Source organism: Pseudemcibacter aquimaris (genome assembly GCF_028869115.1).
Taxonomy (GTDB): Bacteria; Pseudomonadota; Alphaproteobacteria; order Sphingomonadales; family Emcibacteraceae; genus Pseudemcibacter; species Pseudemcibacter aquimaris.
In genome coordinates this window covers 1,659,690-1,678,104 of record NZ_CP079800.1, presented here as the reverse complement: position 1 = coordinate 1,678,104, position 18,415 = coordinate 1,659,690, and the positions used below count along the sequence as shown (strand labels likewise).

11 protein-coding genes are annotated in these 18,415 nt (G+C 41.9%); 10 read left to right on the top strand and 1 reads right to left on the bottom strand.

The annotated features are described in order from the left end of the window. The first annotated feature begins 184 nt into the window (after window positions 1–184). The 10 genes from KW060_RS08060 to KW060_RS08015 all read left to right on the top strand — a co-directional run bounded on the left by KW060_RS08060 (window position 185) and on the right by KW060_RS08015 (window position 17,223). Window positions 185–2,389 carry a TonB-dependent receptor plug domain-containing protein gene (locus tag KW060_RS08060; RefSeq protein ID WP_249034301.1) on the top strand — a complete coding sequence of 735 codons (2,205 nt, stop codon included), beginning with the start codon at window positions 185–187 and terminating at the stop codon, window positions 2,387–2,389. Window positions 2,390–2,475: 86 nt separating this feature from the next. Next, the gene (locus KW060_RS08055; RefSeq protein WP_249034300.1) at window positions 2,476–4,710 is read left to right on the top strand and encodes a TonB-dependent receptor plug domain-containing protein; all 2,235 of its coding nucleotides are present in this window, start codon (window positions 2,476–2,478) and stop codon (window positions 4,708–4,710) included. Between the two features lie 134 nt (window positions 4,711–4,844). Beyond that, window positions 4,845–7,061, top strand: coding sequence for a TonB-dependent receptor plug domain-containing protein (locus KW060_RS08050; RefSeq protein WP_249034299.1), 2,217 nt, complete (start codon window positions 4,845–4,847; stop codon window positions 7,059–7,061). Window positions 7,062–7,074: 13 nt separating this feature from the next. Continuing rightward, entirely contained in the window at window positions 7,075–9,294 is a 2,220-nt protein-coding gene (locus KW060_RS08045; RefSeq protein WP_249034298.1) for a TonB-dependent receptor plug domain-containing protein, read from the top strand. Between the two features lie 147 nt (window positions 9,295–9,441). Then, complete coding sequence (locus tag KW060_RS08040; protein WP_249034297.1) at window positions 9,442–11,589, top strand: TonB-dependent receptor plug domain-containing protein; 2,148 nt, start codon at window positions 9,442–9,444, stop codon at window positions 11,587–11,589. 151 nt (window positions 11,590–11,740) lie between these two features. Continuing rightward, entirely contained in the window at window positions 11,741–13,879 is a 2,139-nt protein-coding gene (locus KW060_RS08035; RefSeq protein ID WP_249034296.1) for a TonB-dependent receptor plug domain-containing protein, read from the top strand. A 109-nt stretch (window positions 13,880–13,988) separates the two neighbouring features. Further along, window positions 13,989–14,294 carry a tetratricopeptide repeat protein gene (locus KW060_RS08030; RefSeq protein ID WP_249034295.1) on the top strand — a complete coding sequence of 102 codons (306 nt, stop codon included), beginning with the start codon at window positions 13,989–13,991 and terminating at the stop codon, window positions 14,292–14,294. Window positions 14,295–14,307: 13 nt separating this feature from the next. Further along, a complete protein-coding gene (locus tag KW060_RS08025; protein WP_249034294.1) occupies window positions 14,308–14,808 on the top strand; it encodes a tetratricopeptide repeat protein in 501 nt (166 codons plus the stop codon). A gap of 34 nt (window positions 14,809–14,842) precedes the next feature. Continuing rightward, entirely contained in the window at window positions 14,843–15,889 is a 1,047-nt protein-coding gene (locus KW060_RS08020) for a M15 family metallopeptidase (protein ID WP_249034293.1), read from the top strand. Between the two features lie 35 nt (window positions 15,890–15,924). Continuing rightward, window positions 15,925–17,223 carry a putative bifunctional diguanylate cyclase/phosphodiesterase gene (locus KW060_RS08015; protein ID WP_249034292.1) on the top strand — a complete coding sequence of 433 codons (1,299 nt, stop codon included), beginning with the start codon at window positions 15,925–15,927 and terminating at the stop codon, window positions 17,221–17,223. Here KW060_RS08015 and KW060_RS08010 read toward each other — a convergent pair. After that, window positions 17,211–18,374 (bottom strand): aminotransferase class V-fold PLP-dependent enzyme, encoded by a 1,164-nt coding sequence (locus KW060_RS08010; protein ID WP_249034291.1) that lies wholly within the window; start codon window positions 18,372–18,374, stop codon window positions 17,211–17,213. The genes KW060_RS08015 and KW060_RS08010 overlap by 13 nt on opposite strands. Window positions 18,375–18,415: the final 41 nt, after the last annotated feature.

The following is an 18,415-nucleotide window of genomic DNA, read 5'->3' as shown; positions in this document are numbered from 1 at the left end:
TTGTTTTAAGAATATACCGTAACATACCATTTCAAAAGGATTATTTTTAGAATGGTTCCAATAAAAAACAAGCTATTGAAAATTATTTCACTTTTTTTGCTTTTTTTTCACAGGTTTTTTGCTATCTAACACGTAATAACATAACAACTAATAATTATTCTTAAAAAGTCAGTCGGGATACATAATGGGACGTAACAGTAAATTTAAAGTAATATTGCTTTCAACGGTATTTGGTTTTTCGCAAATCACATATGCACAAAAGGTAGAAACCGTTGGTGATGCGTCTGTTGTGACCTATGAAAAAAGTTACTTTGATAGTTATAACGCTGTTACGCTTCTTGATATGTTGAATATCATTCCCGGTGCAAAAGAAATTCTGGATAAAAATAAAAACCAGCGCCGTGGTGGCGGTGGCGGTGGCCGTGGCGGGGGCGACCGTGGTTTTGGTGCTGGCGGCGATCAGATTTTGATTGATGGTAAACGCCTTGCCGGTAAAACAAACAGCGTTGATGACACGCTTGGACGAATTTCTGCAGATCAGATTGAAAAAATAGAACTTATTCGTGGTGCGACGGCGGGACTTGATGTTCAAAGCCAGGGCCTTGTGATTAACATCACACTTGCCGAAGGGGCAAGCTCTTCGACAACATTCTGGAAAGTTCAAAACCGTTATACCATTCATCACAGAAACCAGCCTGGTTTTCTTGTGTCCCATAGTGGTTCAAAAGATGCGCTTGATTATACATTAAGCGTTGAACGAAGACGTGGCGGTTTTAATAATGAGCGCCTAGAAGGGTTCTATGATGATGTTGGCGTTAAAACGGCGGATCAATTTATTGATAATAGTTTTGATTTCAAAACCGTTGAGATCGTATCGAACCTGACGTACGGGTTTGAGGATGGATCAACATTTCGCCTAAATGGCTTATTTGATCCGGGTAGGTGGACTGGCCTTGAAACCCGTGACAAGACATCAGACACGCTGCGTCCCTTAACATGGAATACACAAGGTAAAAATAATAAGTGGGAAATCGGCGGTGATTACACACGCAATTTTGATGCCCTTGGAAATTTCAAATTCTTATTCCTGATTAACGGGGAAGATAAAAAAGAAACCCATAACCGTTTTAACGGTACTGGCCCCGAAGAATTTGAATATAATATTGAAAATACAGCGGAAAATAAAAAAGAACGCATTTTCCGTTCATCACTGACAACGTCACTTACCGAAAAACAGTCCCTTGAATATGGTGCGGAAGTGGCGATTAACACCAGCCACCGTGAATTCAGAAACGAAGAACGCGAAAACGCGGGTGATGCGCTGGACCTTACCAACAGTGATTTTGTTGATATTAAAGAAAACAGATACGAATTATTCGCGATCCACAGCTATAACATTTCATCAAAGCTTGTGATGCAGACGTCCTTAATTACGGAATTTTCAAAAATTATCGCGGATAACGTTTTTGCTGGCGGTACGCCAACAACACGTAATACCAGTTTTACTTATTTTAAACCGCGTGTGAATTTACGTTATGACTTAACCAATAGTGATCAGCTGCGCGCAACAGCAGAAAAGAAAGTCAGTCAGTTAAACTTTAATAATTTCGTGACCCGTTTTGACCGAATGGCAAATGTGCTTCGTGTTGGTAATACCAATATCCGTCCTGAACAGGTTTGGGAATATTCATTGCAATATGAACACCGTTTCCCGAATGATGGCGGTTCATTTGATATTGAACTTTATTATCATGACTTTAATGACCATATCACCCGTGTGGATTTCACCGAATATGTTGATTTTGGCGGTGATGAAATTGGTATTGATGAATTTTTTGCGTTACCGCCAACAACGGCCCTTCGCGATTCAATAGATTTTATTTCAAAATCAGGAAACATTCCTGATGCGACCGCATATGGTCTTAAGGCCAATACAAGTGTAAGGCTAGGCTTTGTTGGGTTAAACAATGCGGTTCTTGGCTTAAGTTATGAATATGACAAAACAGAAGCCATAGACCAGTTTACTGGTGAAAAGCGTATGTTCGACTGGCGCAGCCCGCATACATTTGGTGTAAACTTCCGTCATGACTTAAATGAACTGGGTGTCAGTTACGGATTTACAGGTGAGCTTCAAAGCGACCGTGTAAGCAACGATATTAATTATAGTTGGCCATCTAACCCGTCAGTTAGTTTAGAAGCCTTCGCCGAATATACATTCAACAATGGCATTAAAATGCGACTTGAAGCAGAAAATATTAATACCCAGCGTTGGGACGCTGAATTCAATTATTATACTGACCATAAACGGTTTGATGAATTTGGCGGAACGATTACCCGCCTTGAAAAACAGGCGACGGAAATCACCTTTTCATTACAAGGCACATTCTAGTGATCACAAAATCGTTATGAATAAGTCGTTGTGTAAAAGGAGTTTTTTAAATAGTATAATGTAACATTCTGTAAGAACGAGGGTACATGTACAATAAAAATTCAAAATTAAAGCACTTGTCATATGTATTAATGACTACGGCTATCAGTGCATCTGTTGCAACGGCGCAGGAAGCATCAAATACGGATGACGCAGCAATTGTCACATATGGAAGCGACTTTTTTGTTGAATATGCGCCGGTAACATTACTTGATATGTTGCAACGCGTGCCGGGTGTACAGGAAATTTTGAATAGAAATCGTCAGCAGCGTGGTGGCCGTGGTGGTGGCGCACAAAATCGTGGCGAACGTGGTTTCGGCTCAGGAGGGGACCAAATCCTAATCGATGGGAAGCGTCTTGCCGGTAAATCAAATAATATCGATGACACACTTGGCCGTATCTCTGCGGAACAGGTTGAGCGCGTTGAACTAATCCGTGGGGCGGCAAGCGGCCTTGACGTTCAAAGTCAAGGACTTGTGGTCAATATCGTGCTTAAATCCGGTGCATCAAATTCAAGTACATTCTGGAATTTCAAAAGCGAAACCAAAGAAGGCAATAAACCAGGCTTCGAAGCACTTATTTCCCATAGCGGCACCAAAGGCGCACTGAATTATACGCTTTCCGCTGCACGTACCAGCAATAATGGTTTCTTCACACGTTACGAAAACTTTTATGATGATATGGATGTTCATACGGATAACCGTTTGATTGATAATGAAAACCGTGAACGTGGATACCGCTTTAACGCCAATATTGATTATAACTTTGAAGAAGGGGCGGTATTACGTCTTAATGGTCAATACGAAGGGGAAAATCAGGTCCGTGATGAAGCCCGCATCCGTACAGGTGACAGCCCGCAAAGTATTCGTTGGTTAAATGATGACGAAGAAGAAAACTGGGAAGTTGGTGGTGATTTCTCGACTAAGGTAGGTATTTTTGGTGATTTTAAAGCACTGTTTGTGATTAACCGCCGTGCAGAAGATGAAAATGCCGAAAGATACGCCGATACGGACACCACAGCGTATATTTATACGGACGAAGATGAATATACGGTCAGGAAAGAAAAGATTTTCCGTGGGTCATTCACAAATCCGTTGGGCAGTAAAATGACTCTCGAAGTGGGTGGCGAAGCAGCCATTAACACATTCGATAAATCATTTGAAAGTTATACTCGTGACGAAGCGGTCGACCCATTCGAACTTGCCGCGGAAGACCGGGTGGAAATCAAAGAAAACAGATACGAAATTTTTGCAAACCACACGTTTAATGCGACATCAAAGCTTGTAATTCAAAGCTCATTGATCACTGAATTTTCAAATATCGTTGCGGAAAACCTTTTCCCTGATGGATCATTACTTGATCGTCGTGATACAAGTTTCACGTACTTTAAACCTCGTGTAAACGTGCGTTATGACGTGACAGGCAGTGACCAAATCAGGTTAACCGCAGAAAAGAAAGTCAGCCAACTTGAATTTGATAATTTTGTAACGCGTTACGACCAACGTATTGAACAATATCAATATGGTAACACCAAAATTAGACCAGAACAGCTTTGGGAATTTTTGGTGGCATATGAGCACCGTTTTCCAAATGATGGTGGCTCGTTCGAGGTAGAAGGTTTCTACCGTGATTTTACCGATAAAATCACCCGTGTTGATTTTACCCAGTATTATGATTTTGGTTTTAACCCGATTGATGATGTGGATGCATTCTTTGCGTTAAATCCAAACGATGTTTTGCGCGAATTTGTTGATGATAATGGTGAGGGTTTTGTATCAAAATCCGGTAACGTGGATAGCGCAAATACATATGGCGCTAACGTAAAGGCGAGTGTACGTCTTGGGTTTTTGGGTGTTCCTGATGCGGTGATCAGCGCCAATTATACCTATGAAAAAAGTGATATTGTTGATCAATTCACAACTCTTTCAAGAAGGTTTGATAGACAATCCATTCATCGCGGTAGTGTAAATTTCCGTCATGATATGACCGATATTGGTCTTTCTTATGGTGGGCGTCTTTCATTCACGGCTGACGCGGCAACACAAGACATTAATTATTACTGGCCTTATAGCCCGCAGATGAATGTTTCTGTGTTTGCGGAATATAATATTATGCCACGTGTTAGACTGCGTATTGATGCAAAACAGCTTACCACGCGTCGTGGGTTTTCAACACAAACTATTTACAGCGATCATCGCCGATTTAATGACGTTTCGACGACAATTGACCGTAAAACTTATGTGCCGAGAGAGCTTGAAATTTCACTTTCTGGAACCTTTTAAGAAAATATTCATAACATTATAATATAACATTTGCTTATTGGTCGTAGATGGATTATACCTACGACCAACTTCGTATGGTTAACAATACGAGTAACTGCTGGGGGCACAAAATAAGCAAAGGGAATATAGTTTTTATGGGTACAAAATCGCTTCACAAATTAATTATGATGCCGATTTTAAGTTGTGGTCTTATGACTACAACCATGCTGACGCCAGTATACGCCGCAAGTGGTGGTGATGGTGGCGATGGCGGTGAAGAAGCACTGATTGATGCATCTATTGTTACCTATAAAGCGGACTTTTTCGAACAATATGCACCCGTTTCCTTACGCGATATGCTGCAACGTATTCCTGGTGTTCAGGAAATCCTTAATCGACGCAGAAACCGTAATCAACGCGGCTTTGGTAATGGCGGTGATCAGGTTCTGATCGACGGTAAACGTCTTGCGGGTAAGGCAAATAACATTAACGACACTTTATCCCGAATTTCAGCGGATCAAGTGGTTCAGATTGATTTGATCCGTGGTGCTGCAAGTGGCCTTGATGTTCAAAGTCAGGGGCTAGTGATTAACGTGATCCTTGCCGAGGGCGCATCAAAATCAAGCACGTTCTGGCGTGTGATGGGTGAATATACGGTTGGCTATAAAGTGTTACCGCAATTTCTTGTGTCCCATACAGGTGAAACAGGAAACCTGAATTATTCTGTCAGTCTTGAACGCACCAATGATAACGGTTACCGCCCGATGAGCGAGATTTTCTACGATGAATTTGACGTGGAAACCGGAACACAGGAAATCGATCACGTATTCGGCAGACGCGGTTGGACGGCAACAACGAACCTTGGTTACGATTTTGAGGATGGATCAGAATTACGTTTAAACGGTTTATTTAACCCGAACCAATTTTTCTATACGGAAGAACGTATCGAACTTGGTGATGATCCGGATAATAAATTCTGGGAACGTGATTCCGATAATGACCGCTGGGAAATCGGTGGTGACTTCACGACGTCACTTGGCTTTCTTGGGCGTTCAAAAACACTTTTTGTTGTAAACAGAAACACCGAAGACACAGAAGTATTCCGTGACAGACGACAAGATGATCCGCATTACAGATACAGCGAGGAATACACAGACCTTTACCGCAGTGAGAAAATCCTGCGCTCATCCATCACGCCGACAATTGCCGATGGTCAGACCATTGAAATTGGTGGTGAAATGGCGATTAATGATTTTGATAAAATCTTTAGCAGCTTTTCCCGTGATGAAGCAGGCGATGCATTAGAACAAAAAACAGTCAGTGATGTTGAAATTCAGGAACAACGTTACGAAGTGTTCGCAATCCACAGCTATAACATCACGCCGGAAATCGTGATGCAAAGCTCACTGACAACGGAATTTTCAAATATTGTTGCTGATAATAAACTTGTTGGCGGCGGCATTGATACCCGTGATACGAGCCTGACTTACTTTAAACCACGTGTGAACGTGCGTTATGATTATACGGATAGAGATCAAATCAGACTTACGGTCGAGAAAAAAGTAAGCCAGCTGCGTTTTGATACATTTGTAACATCATATGATGCGCAGAATGATGAAATCAGATACGGTAATACCGACCTGTTACCTACGCAAACCTGGGAATTCGAAATTGGTTATGAACACCGCATTCCAAATGATGCGGGAACCATTGAGGCAAAAGCATACTATCATCACCGCATTGATCACCAAACACGTGTCGATTTCACCGAATATCGTGACGCGATTGGTGGAAACTTGATTACGGTTGATCAATTTTTTGCGCTTCCGCCATCAACGGCGCTGCGTGATGAAACTGATTTTACCCCGGCACAGGGCAATATCGATAGCGCCTATATTTATGGGGCCGATTTTAAAGGGAACATGCGTCTTGGTTTTATTGGTGTACCAGAAGCCACATTAACCCTTGGATATCGTTATGAACGTCGCCGTTCAATGGATCAGTTCCTGCAACAAATGCGTAATTTTGCCCGCCATTCCGATCATGCCTATACGGTGAACTATCGCCATGATGTCACCAAATTAAGGTTTGCATACGGTTTTGAGTTTTTCTTAAGAAGCGACTGGGCAAATTATGATATGCGTTATTATCAACCACAAAGCCCATCCGCATGGGGTAAGGCTTTCGCTGAATATATCCTTGATAATGGTATTAAAGCCCGTGTTGATATCCTCGAGCTTTCTGGTTCACAGGGCTCACAAACAACATACCGTTACTCAGATCACATCCGCTTTGATGAAATTTACGCTCGTGAAGAGCGTGAAAAAGATAAGCCACGTGCCATCCAATTCTCACTTCAAGGTAGTTTCTAGGTTCTAAAAATTCATGTATAAAAAAATTCTTGTCCCGTTTCTGTTAAGCACAACGATGCTATCCACTGCGTTCGCCGCGGAAGAAGCCGTTGATGGTTCAATCGTCACATATGATAAGGATTATTTCGTAAAATTTGCACCAGTAACCCTGATCGATATGATGAGCCGCATACCGGGTGTTCAGGAAATCTTAAATAGAAACCGTCAACAGCGCATGCAGGCACGCCGTGGTGGTGGCGGTGCGGATGCACAAGGTGGTCGTGGTTTTGGTAACGGTGGCGATCAGATTTTGATCAACGGCAAGCGTGTTGCCGGTAAAAATGCAAATATCAATGATATCCTGCAACGTGTATCGGCAGATCAGGTTGAAAAAATTGATCTTATCCGCGGCGCGGCAAGCGGCCTTGATGTTCAAAGTCAGGGGCTGGTGATTAATATCCATTTAAAAGAGGGCGCATCAACATCATCGACATTTTACCGTCTGATGGGCCGTTATTTCCGTGACCGTAAGCAATTCGTTCCAGAAGTCCTTGTTTCCCATAGTGGTGCCGCAGAAAATGGACTTCAGTATACATTTACCGGTGAATTTAAAAATACCCGCCGTAATTATACCCGCGATGAATGGCATTACGATGGCACAGAGTCCTTCACTGGCGAAAGATACATCACAAACGATACGATTTCGCAAAGCATGGAATTAAGTTCCAACCTTTCTTATTCGTTTGAGGATGGTTCCGATCTGCGTTTAAACGGATTGTTTTCCAAAGGGGTTAATGACCGTTACGAAATTCAACAGGAAATCGGATTAACACCGTTCCATCGTTTGTGGGATACCGATAACGATATCACCAAATGGGAAATCGGTGGTGATTACACCAAAAACCTTGGTGATTTCGGCAGTTTAAAAGCATTATTTGTTATCAATAACGAAGACAGCGAACAGCTTGTCTTGCGTGATCTTGATTATGATACAGATAATCAATACCGCAATGCAGAAGAAACAACCCTTCAGGATAAATCAGAAAAGATTTTCCGTGCGTCATTAACCAAGGGGATATTCAGCGATCAAACACTTGAAATCGGTGGTGAAACTGCGATTAACAATTTTAACAAAGATTTCTCGAATTTAAGCAGAGGGTCAGCTGAGGAAATCCTTACGCTTGGTGCTAATGATAAAGTGGAAATACAGGAAAACCGTTACGAGGTTTTCGCGAACCACACATATAATTTTTCATCAAAATTAGTGCTTTCAACGTCACTGGTTACCGAATTTTCAAAGATCGTCGCGGACAGTATCACTACAGGTGATCAACGTGATACGAGCTTTACATATTTTAAGCCACGTATGAACCTGCGTTATGATTTCACAAGCAGCGACCAATTAAGACTGACTGCTGAAAAGAAAGTCAGCCAACTTGATTTTAATAACTTTGTTACACGTTATGACCAACGCGCAGAGCAGCTTGTATTCGGTAACACGGAAATTCGTCCAGAACAGCTTTGGGAATTTTCGGCTGTATTTGAACATCGCTTGCCAAATGACGGTGGTGCACTTGAGGCGGAAATATTCTACCGTGATTATGATGACCGCATCACACTTGTTGATTTTACGGAATATAATGATATTGCAGGTAACCCACTTACGACTGAAGAATTCTTTGCTTTGCCAACCGCTGATCTTGATATGTTACGCGACAGCGAATTTGCCAATGCCGTTTCCTTTATTTCAAAATCCGGAAACATTGATGGCGCAACCGCAAAGGGCGTAAAGCTTAAAGGGAATGTGCGTCTTGGGTTTATCGGATTACCTGAAGCGGTACTTGGCGGCAGTTACGTTTATGAAAAACGCCGTGAAATGGATCAATTCATCTTACAAGAAGTTAACTTCCCAAGAGCATCCGATCACACATACAGCATCAATTACCGTCATGACGTCACCGCGTGGAATTTCTCGTATGGTGCGGAAGTCACGATCAAAAGCGAATTCACAAACCGCGAACGTAATTACACTTGGCCTTGGAAACTCGGCCCGATGTATAAAATTTTCGCGGAAAAAGTACTGCCGGGTGGATATAAATTAATTGGTGAATTATGGCAGATCGATATGGGATCGGGCGATTCAACGCTGACAATTTATAACGATCATCGTCGTTTCAATGATGTCTTTGAAACCATGGTAAAAGATCATACCAGCCAAAATTATTTCCGCTTTATGCTGCAGGGCACGTTTTAAAGTCACTCGTCGCATAAATATGACCGTTCGTCGTATTTTGAACACAATTAGTCGCAATTGTGTTCGCGGTTCAGGTATATGTAATAATATATTATCCGGACCCACAATCATATAGGGGGAATTACAATTTCGATCAGATCGTTACTGTTGCTATCAACAGCCATTATCATTCCAGCGACAAGTGCGCTCGGCGCACAGCAATCATCTGATGGTTCGATTGTTACATATAACCGCGAAGATTTCGAAAGATATAACCCCGTAACACTTACAGATATTATCGACCGCATTCCCGGTGCAGCGGGTGTGCTTGAACAGGAACGCCGCGGCTCAGGCGGCGGTGAACGCGGTTTTGGGTCAAGCGGCGATCAGGTGTTGATCGATGGGAAAAGGTTATCCGCCAAGGGTAATTCAATCCGTGATGTTTTATCCCGTACATCTGCCGATGACGTTGAACGTATTGAATTGATCCGCGGTGCGGCAGATGGTTTAGAGGTTCTAACCGAAGGGTTAGTCGTTAATATCATTATGAAAGAAGGGGTGAGTGCATCATCAACTTTCGTTAAAACGGGTATTATGTATTTTTCCGGACATCAATTATTACCGGAACTCGAAGTATCCTATAAAAGCAAGGCAGGGAACCTTGATTACACAATCACCGCCGAAGCAAGACGCAGAAGCGGAAAATTCGGCCGTGAAGAGATATTTTATGATTTAGACGATAACGTAACGGGCGGCACAATCGTTGACGGAACATGGCGCAACAAGCATATCAAACTTTCCACCAATTTGACCTATGATTTTGGCGATGGGCAGGTTTTAAACCTTAATGGCCTTTATCAACCCAATGATAATAAAAATGTACAGTTCCACGATGATACTGGAACGGATGGCGATAACCTGCATTGGGATATTGGTGATAAATTTACCGAATGGGAAATCGCCGGCGATTATTCCAGAAAAGCAGGTTTCCTTGGTAATTTAAAAGCAAGGTTCGTTTTTGGCCGCGAAGGAAACAGCGATTACGTGGGCAATCGTTTCAGTGGCCTTGGTGATGATAAATATCTTTATGTCGAAGAAAACTTTGATTTCGATACCAAAGAAGACATCATCAGAACATCATTTACTAAAAGCATATTTGGTAATCAATCCCTTGAATATGGTGTTGAGGGGGCCTTTAACAGCTTTAGACAGCTATATTCCAATTATGATCGTGATGCGGCGACCGATCCGCTTGTGCTTAATACTTTGACCAATATTGAGGTGCGTGAAAACCGTTATGAATTTTTCGCCATTCATAACTATACCATTTCACCAAAAGCCACATTACAAAGCTCGCTTACCATGGAAAGTTCGGAAATTATTTCGGACACCATTCTTGAAGATGATATTGTAACCATTGATAACAGTTTCACATTCTGGAAACCGCGCCTTAATTTCAAATATGACTTTACCACAAGTGATCAATTACGCCTTATTGCGGAAAAGAAAGTAGAGCAGCTTGAGTTTTTCCATTACTTCACATTCTTTGATGAAATCGCCAAGGAGTTAAGATACGGCAATAACGACATCAAACCGACAGAAGCATGGGAATTTTCCGCCACTTATGAACATCGTTTCGCAAATGATGGAGGTAATATCGAAGTTAAATTTTATTATAATGACATTAAAAATTATATCACCCGTGCTGATTTCACGGATTTCCGTGATTTCGGTGGCAATCCCATAACGGCGGATCAATATTTTGCATTGCCGCCAAATACGACTCTTCGTGATGATACGGATTTTTCAACCAAGTTCGGCAACATTGATAGTGCCACAAATTACGGTGTTGAATTAAACAGTAATATTCGCCTTGGGTTTTTGGGGCTACCGGAAGCACAATTCGGTGTTGAATATGAATATACCAACAACACATTCATTGATGATTTCACCAAAACCAAAAGACAGGCTAGCTGGACACCAAGGCATCTTGTGACCTTAAGTTACCGTCATGATGTTTCCAAATGGGGCCTTTCTTATGGTGGTGAAATTGAATTTAAATCAGGATTCCACCACGGTGATATTAATTTCTTCTGGGAATTTGACCCCAGAAATCAATATGAGATCTTCATCGAAAAGCAAATGGCCGGTGGTATCAAGGCCCGCTTTGAATTTGATAAGGGGCAAGAGGTCAACACAGAAGCGGTTTATTCCCGTTATAATGACCACAGAAGGTTCAATGATTTAAACAGATATGACCGTCATTTGATCGATCAGCCATTAAGATTTGAATTCACTATTGAAGGTACATTCTAAATCCTCTATTAAATGCAAAATTATGCGTTGTTAATAACGCTTAATTAATGTTTTCCGTGTATAAAAAGCCAACAGTACAGCCAATCATTTTAATTTTTTAAGTGTTATGAATAAAAATATCATTTCTTTTTTACTTTTGGGGACTTCTATTGTGGCCCCATCTGCCTTTGCACATGGGCAGGCCGACGACCCTGTTAAGGAATATTCCGCGATCACCAGATACAATTTCGAACAGTTTGCCGAATATGGTCCGGTGACACTGCTTGATATGCTGGAACGTATACCGGAAGCGCAGCAAATATTAGCGCAAAGCAGTGGCAATCGTCGTGGTGGCGGTAAACGTGGATTTGGTTCTGGTGGCGATCAGATTTTGATAAACGGAAAACGTCTTTCCGGTAAAGCCAATAACATCAGTGACACAATGGCCCGTGTTTCAGCGGGTAATGTTAATGAAATTCAGCTTATCCGCGGCGCTGTTGAAGGGCTTGATGTTCAAAGTGACGGGCTCGTAATTAATGTAATACTCGAGGCTGGCGTGTCATCATCAACCACATTCTGGAAAGTGGGCGGCGTATATTACGAAGGGCACGACGTACATCCGACATTTACCCTTTCCCATAGTGGATCATGGGGCAAGCTTGAATATATGGTTGGTGTTGAAAGAAAACATTGGGAATTCCATTTTGACCGCGATGAAGTTTATGAAAATGCAGACGGTGAAGAAACGGGTACATTGTTCGTGCAAGGCAAATACCCACGCCCAAGTACCGCATTTACCACGAACCTGACGTATGACACGGATGATTACGGTACAATTCGCCTGAACGGGTTATATGAACCACGCACGGCGGACGGTGAAGAAATCCGAATTGAACTGGGTGATAGCCCATTTTACAGAAATACAATCCGTGACGCCGACGGCCACAAATGGGAAGTGGGCGGCGATCATGAAATTAGCATTGATGGTTTCGGCCAGATCAAAACATTGTTCGTTGTGAACCAGGATAATCAGGATGAACTGGAAGAACGTTTCACGGAGCCAGACGCGACATTCAACAGCCAAAGCCTTGCGAAGAAAATTGACCGTTCAGAAAAGATTATCCGCGCATCCATAACGCGCCCGTTTTTCGGTAGCCAGTCGATGGAAGTTGGCGGTGAGGGTGCCTTTAACACCTATGACCAAAAATTTGATCAGCTTGAATATAGTGATGAAAACACCGTAAGCGAAATCATTGCCGCTGATGAGGTGGAGATTTCAGAAAAGCGTTACGAAGTTTTCGCAATCCATAATTATTCATTTAACAGCAAAATCACATTGCAAAGTTCGATCACAACGGAATTTTCAACAATTACAGCAGATACAATCCTGCCAACAGGGGGCATAAGCCGCCAGCAGAACAGTTTCACATTCCCAAAACCACGTTTTAACCTGCGTTATGACGTATCGGAAAATGATCAGGTTCGTGCAATCGTGGAAAAGAAAGTCAGCCAGCTGAATTTCAATAATTTCATTACACGCTGGGATAATGGCGCGCAGCAATTGATCCTTGGTAATACAAATATCAAACCACAGGAACAGTGGGAATTCTCACTCGCGTATGAACGACGCCTGCCGGACAACCTTGGCACGGTCGAGGTTCAATTGTTCCACACCAATTTCAAAGATTACATCGAAAATATTGATTTTAGTGTTTATGAGGACGAGTTAGGAAATCCAATTACCGCTGACGAATATTTCGCATTGCCACCAAGCGATGAACTTCGTGATGCAACGAAATTTAGCGCAAAAGGCGGTAATATTGATAAGGCAACAGCATATGGCGTTAAGCTTAAAAGCAATATTCGCCTTGGCTTTGTCGGTATCAATGGTGGCGTGATTAATGTTGATTATGAATATTCAAGAAAAAATACCCGTGACCAGTTTACCGGTGAATGGCGCCGCATGGATAGACGTTCTGATCATGAATTAAAGCTTGGTTTTCGTCATGATATTACGGATATTCGTTTCTCATATGGCCTTAACAGCGAATTCAAAAGCGAAAATAAGCGACACTTCATTAATTATTTCTGGCAAACAAACCCGGCGATGGAATTAAGTGCCTTTGCTGAAATCATGTTGATCGCAGGGATTAAAGCCCGCGTTGAAGGGCAGCAACTCACCGGTAAAAGACAAAGTGCGCTGCTGACCAATTATTCTGATCATATCAAATTTAATGACATCAGAAGAATTGATACCCGTGAGACACGTACAGCACAAGAAATCAGATTTTCCCTACAGGGCACTTTTTAAGGCAAAATACCCGGAATTTTCAGTTTCAATTCAGGCAATAATTGTTGTCAAAGATATTTTTTACCGATAACATAAACCCTCTTTTAAAACATTAGGATAGGGACATATGTTGTCGCGTTACTTGCTATTTTCATTATTGGTTTTTACCGGTCTTTTCTCATCTGTTGCTTATGCAGATAACAAAAAAGGTGAAGAGGCATATGAAAATGGCAATTACGAAGTTGCGCTGGTTGAATTCACCAAAGCAGCAGAAGCAGGCGATGCAGATGCCCAATATAATTTGGGGGTTATGTATGAACATGGCCATGGTGTCGAACAGGACGAAGTACAAGCAGCCGAATGGTATATTATGGCAGCTGATAACGGTCACCCCGAAGCGTCACTGGCCCTTTCATTATTATACGAAGATTTCTAACCCGGGTAACATTATGAAAAAAATATCAAAAATCATTATTACATCATTCGCTGCTTTCACGATGCTGGCTGGCTCAAATGCATTCGCCAGTTATGAAGATGCCAAAACAGCATATGACGAGCGCCGTTTTGATGAAGCATTCGAAGGCTTCACAAGAGAGGCAGAAGCAGGCCATATGATGGCACAATATTATCTGGGCGTAATGTATGCGACAGGGCGCACAATGCCACGTGATGACGTGACCGCATATAAATGGTTTATGAAAGCAGCACTTCAAGGCCATCCGGTTTCCCAAGGAAACATCGGTACGATGAAATTAAACGCGCGTGGCACTGATTTTGATGTCACTGGTTCTTATTTCTGGTTCATTCTTGCCGAAGATGGGGGATTTGAAAAAGCGCGTAAATTTATGTGGCGTGTGACCAATTATATGGCCCGTGAAGATATCAATAGCATCCGCGCAAAAGCCGACGAATGGATCAAAGAAAATCGCGGCGAAAGACCAGAAGAATAATCAAGTAAATATAATATCTAGGGAAGGGTAAGATATGCGCTTAATTGCCAAGTTCATTTTTGTATTAACTGTTTCATCTGTATGTGTTTTTGCCAATGCGCAGGGCATTTCCCCCGGTGAAAAGCCGGCTGCATCACCAGCAAGCCTTGTTCCCATGTTTGGTGAATATATGATGGGTGATAAAAAAATCATCATCCGCGAAGATGGTGGCCGCTTACAAGCCGTATTTAACCCGACGTATGATGGATCAACACCGGAAGAATTAAAATTTTGGCCATTAAGTTTTATCTCACCAGGCAAATATACCTATAGCTTTAAAGGCGAATTCGCCAATATCATATTCCAGTTTAATGATGATGGCGTCGCAAAATCATTTATGCTTGGCAATGACCTTTATGTGCGCAATTTTATTGAACCGCGTGACGGTAATACGTTTAAAGTAACCCTTGATAAACCGATCGAAGAATATATCGCTGATGCATTAAAGGGAACACCACCTGCCGCAAGTGATGATGCGTTAGAAGCCGACCTCGTGGATGTTTCAAAATACATTGATAATGTTAAACTTGATGTTCGTTATGCGACCAATAACAATTTTTTAAGTGCGCCAACATATTCCGAAGCCAAAAGCTTCATTCAGCGCCCAGCCGCAGAAGCACTTGTTAAGGCCAATGAAAGCTTAAACGAGCTTGGCTATGGTTTACTTATCCATGATGCTTATCGACCATGGTATGTGTCGAAAGTCTTCTGGGACGCGACAGAGGGCGATGAAAGGAATTTCGTTGCCAATCCCGACAGTGGTTCAATCCATAACCGTGGTAGCGCCATTGATTTAACGTTATATGATCTTGCCACAGGTGAAGCGATTAAAATGGTTGGCACGTATGACGAGATGTCAGATCGTTCCTATCCATATTATATGGGCGGCACGTCACTTGAAAGATGGCACCGTGAACTGCTTAAAAATGCCATGGAAAATGTCGGTTTTACCGTTCTTTCTAACGAATGGTGGCATTTTGACTATAAAGACTGGCAAAAATATCCTATATTAAACAAAACGTTCGACGAATTATCAAAATAAGTGAACGTCTATAATTAATAATTCCGGGTGGACGAATGAAAGATCCAATACAATATGATTCAGTGTCGGGCTTGCCTGACCGTGGTCATTTATGGTCGCTACTTGACGACAGTTTAAAAATGGTACGCCGCAGTAAGGGAAGCTCCGGTGTGCTACTTATCCAAATGAATAATGTTAATGGGATAAGAGAACTGGTCGGTGAAGACGGTGTAAATGAATTTATGCGTATGATGGGATCACGCATTAAAAACTGTCTATGGGATCTGGATGGTGCCGCGCATTTTGATGACAATCAATTTGTTGTCGTCGCAAACAGCATCAGTAAAATCGAAGATATCCATGTTGTTATGAAGAAAGTTCATGAATATCTTGCGATTGATTTTGAAATTAATGGTCACATCATCAAACCATCATCCACAATCGGTATTGTACTGCTTCCAAACGATGCAATGGAAATTGATCAGGTTATGGAAGTCGCAGCACAGGCATTAAATAGTGCCACACCACGCGGTGAAAATAACTACGCTTATTATAATCAGGAAATTGGCGCCCGTATCGAAGAACAGGAAGCGGTCAAAAGCTCAATCATGGCAACACTTGCCGAAGAAAGCTTTGTATTAATGCTGCAGCCAAAAATTGACACAACGACAAACGCCATTTGTGGTGTTGAGGCACTCGTAAGGATGCGTGATAGTGATAATCAATTGGTGTCCCCGGACGAATTTATACCTGTTGCGGAAAATAGTAACCTGATACTCAAAATTGGGGATTGGGTGCTTAAAAAAGTGCGCACATTATTAACTGAATGGAAAGAAAAGGGGATCGACATCCCCGTATCCATAAATATTTCTGATGTTGAATTTAAAAACAGTGCTGCCTTAATTTCAGCGCTGCATTCATTAAAAGAAGACGAAGATTTCGATACGAATAAAGTCATTCTTGAAATCAGCGAGAATAGCATCACCAATAACCCTGTTATTTCAGCGGCCATTCTTTCCGAATTCCAAAATTGCGGCTATCAGGTTTCCATTGATGGTTTTGGGGCTGGTTTCTCGAGCCTATCCGTGCTTAAGGATTTAAAGGTCAATGAAATCAAAATCGATCGTCATTTCGTCAATAATGTTCCTGCGGATGAAAAAAGCACCGCCATTCTTCAATCTATCATTATGCTTGGTAAAAGCATGGATTTCAGGGTTGTTTGTATGGGTGTTGAATCACAAGAACAGTTTGAAACGCTGAAAGAACATAATTGTGATGAACTTCAGGGTTATTTGATCAGTAAACCGCTTGAAATTACAGAATTTGAAGAATGGTTGAATAACTATTCCGCGTAACGAACTGATTTCAAAGTGTTCACAAGGTGATCCACATCATCCATATCGTTAAATACTGAAAAGGCAATTCTGAAATGGCCTTTATACAGGCTCGCTTGAATATTTGCCTTTTTTAACGTTGCCCCCAATGTTTTAGTGGCATTTTCACATTCAAAGGCGAGTAGGGGCGTTATCGTCCCTTCGGGCGTTAAGCAATGAAACCCGAGCTTTGTAATTTCTTCGCGTGCCTTTTTTAACAGTGGCTGGCGGTATTCGGTAATGGCCTCAACAGAAGTTTCAAGCAAATAGGAAAGCGAATATTTTAACTGTGCCATGACGATGCGTGGCTCGCTCCAGATTGAAAAATAGCCTTCTGCGGTTTCCGCAAGTTCATATTCATATATATTCTGATCATTCGTTATGTCATCACCCGGGAATACATGGGTGACGAGGTTCTTGACTTGGCGTTTTCCATACCATGGGCGTTTTAATGATTTCAAAAGCCCTTGTTTCACATAAAGAAACCCAAGCCCCTGATCTGCCATCAACCATTTGAATGTGCCCGCGGAACAGAAATCAACATTTGTTTCTTTTACATCAAATGGTGTTGCACCAATGTGATGGATGGCGTCCGCATAAACAAGTGCACCATGTTTATGGGCAATATCACACAATGTTTTTAAATCATGTTGATAGCCATTAAACGTGGACACGCTGGATACGGCTACAAGGTCCGTGTCATCCGTAATCGCACGCTTATAATCATCCAAGTCAATGGCACCGTCTTTATTACGGATTGTTATAACCTCAACCCCTTGTTTTTGAAGCTCACCATAAATTTGATATGATCCAAAATAATGTAGATCATCTGTCACAACACGGCCTTTTTTATTCACAAGGTCTAATGCCTGAATAATCAGGTTTTCCCCAACCGTCGTACTTTGGACATAGGCAATATCAACTGGATCAGCATTGATCAATTCTGCGTATAAGCCGAGCACTTCTTTACGTAGCGCAAATGGGTCGATATTTATGTCCGTGTGAAACCCTTTATATGTCAGATATTCATTTGCAGCTTCAACGCATCCTTTACTAACCGGATGCTGAACGCCTGAGTTTAAATAGGTGCTATTAAATGGAAAGAATTCTGACTTATGGGGTAATGGTTTCATGATAAATATGCCTTAAAGTTATACGCAATTCATCATAATGA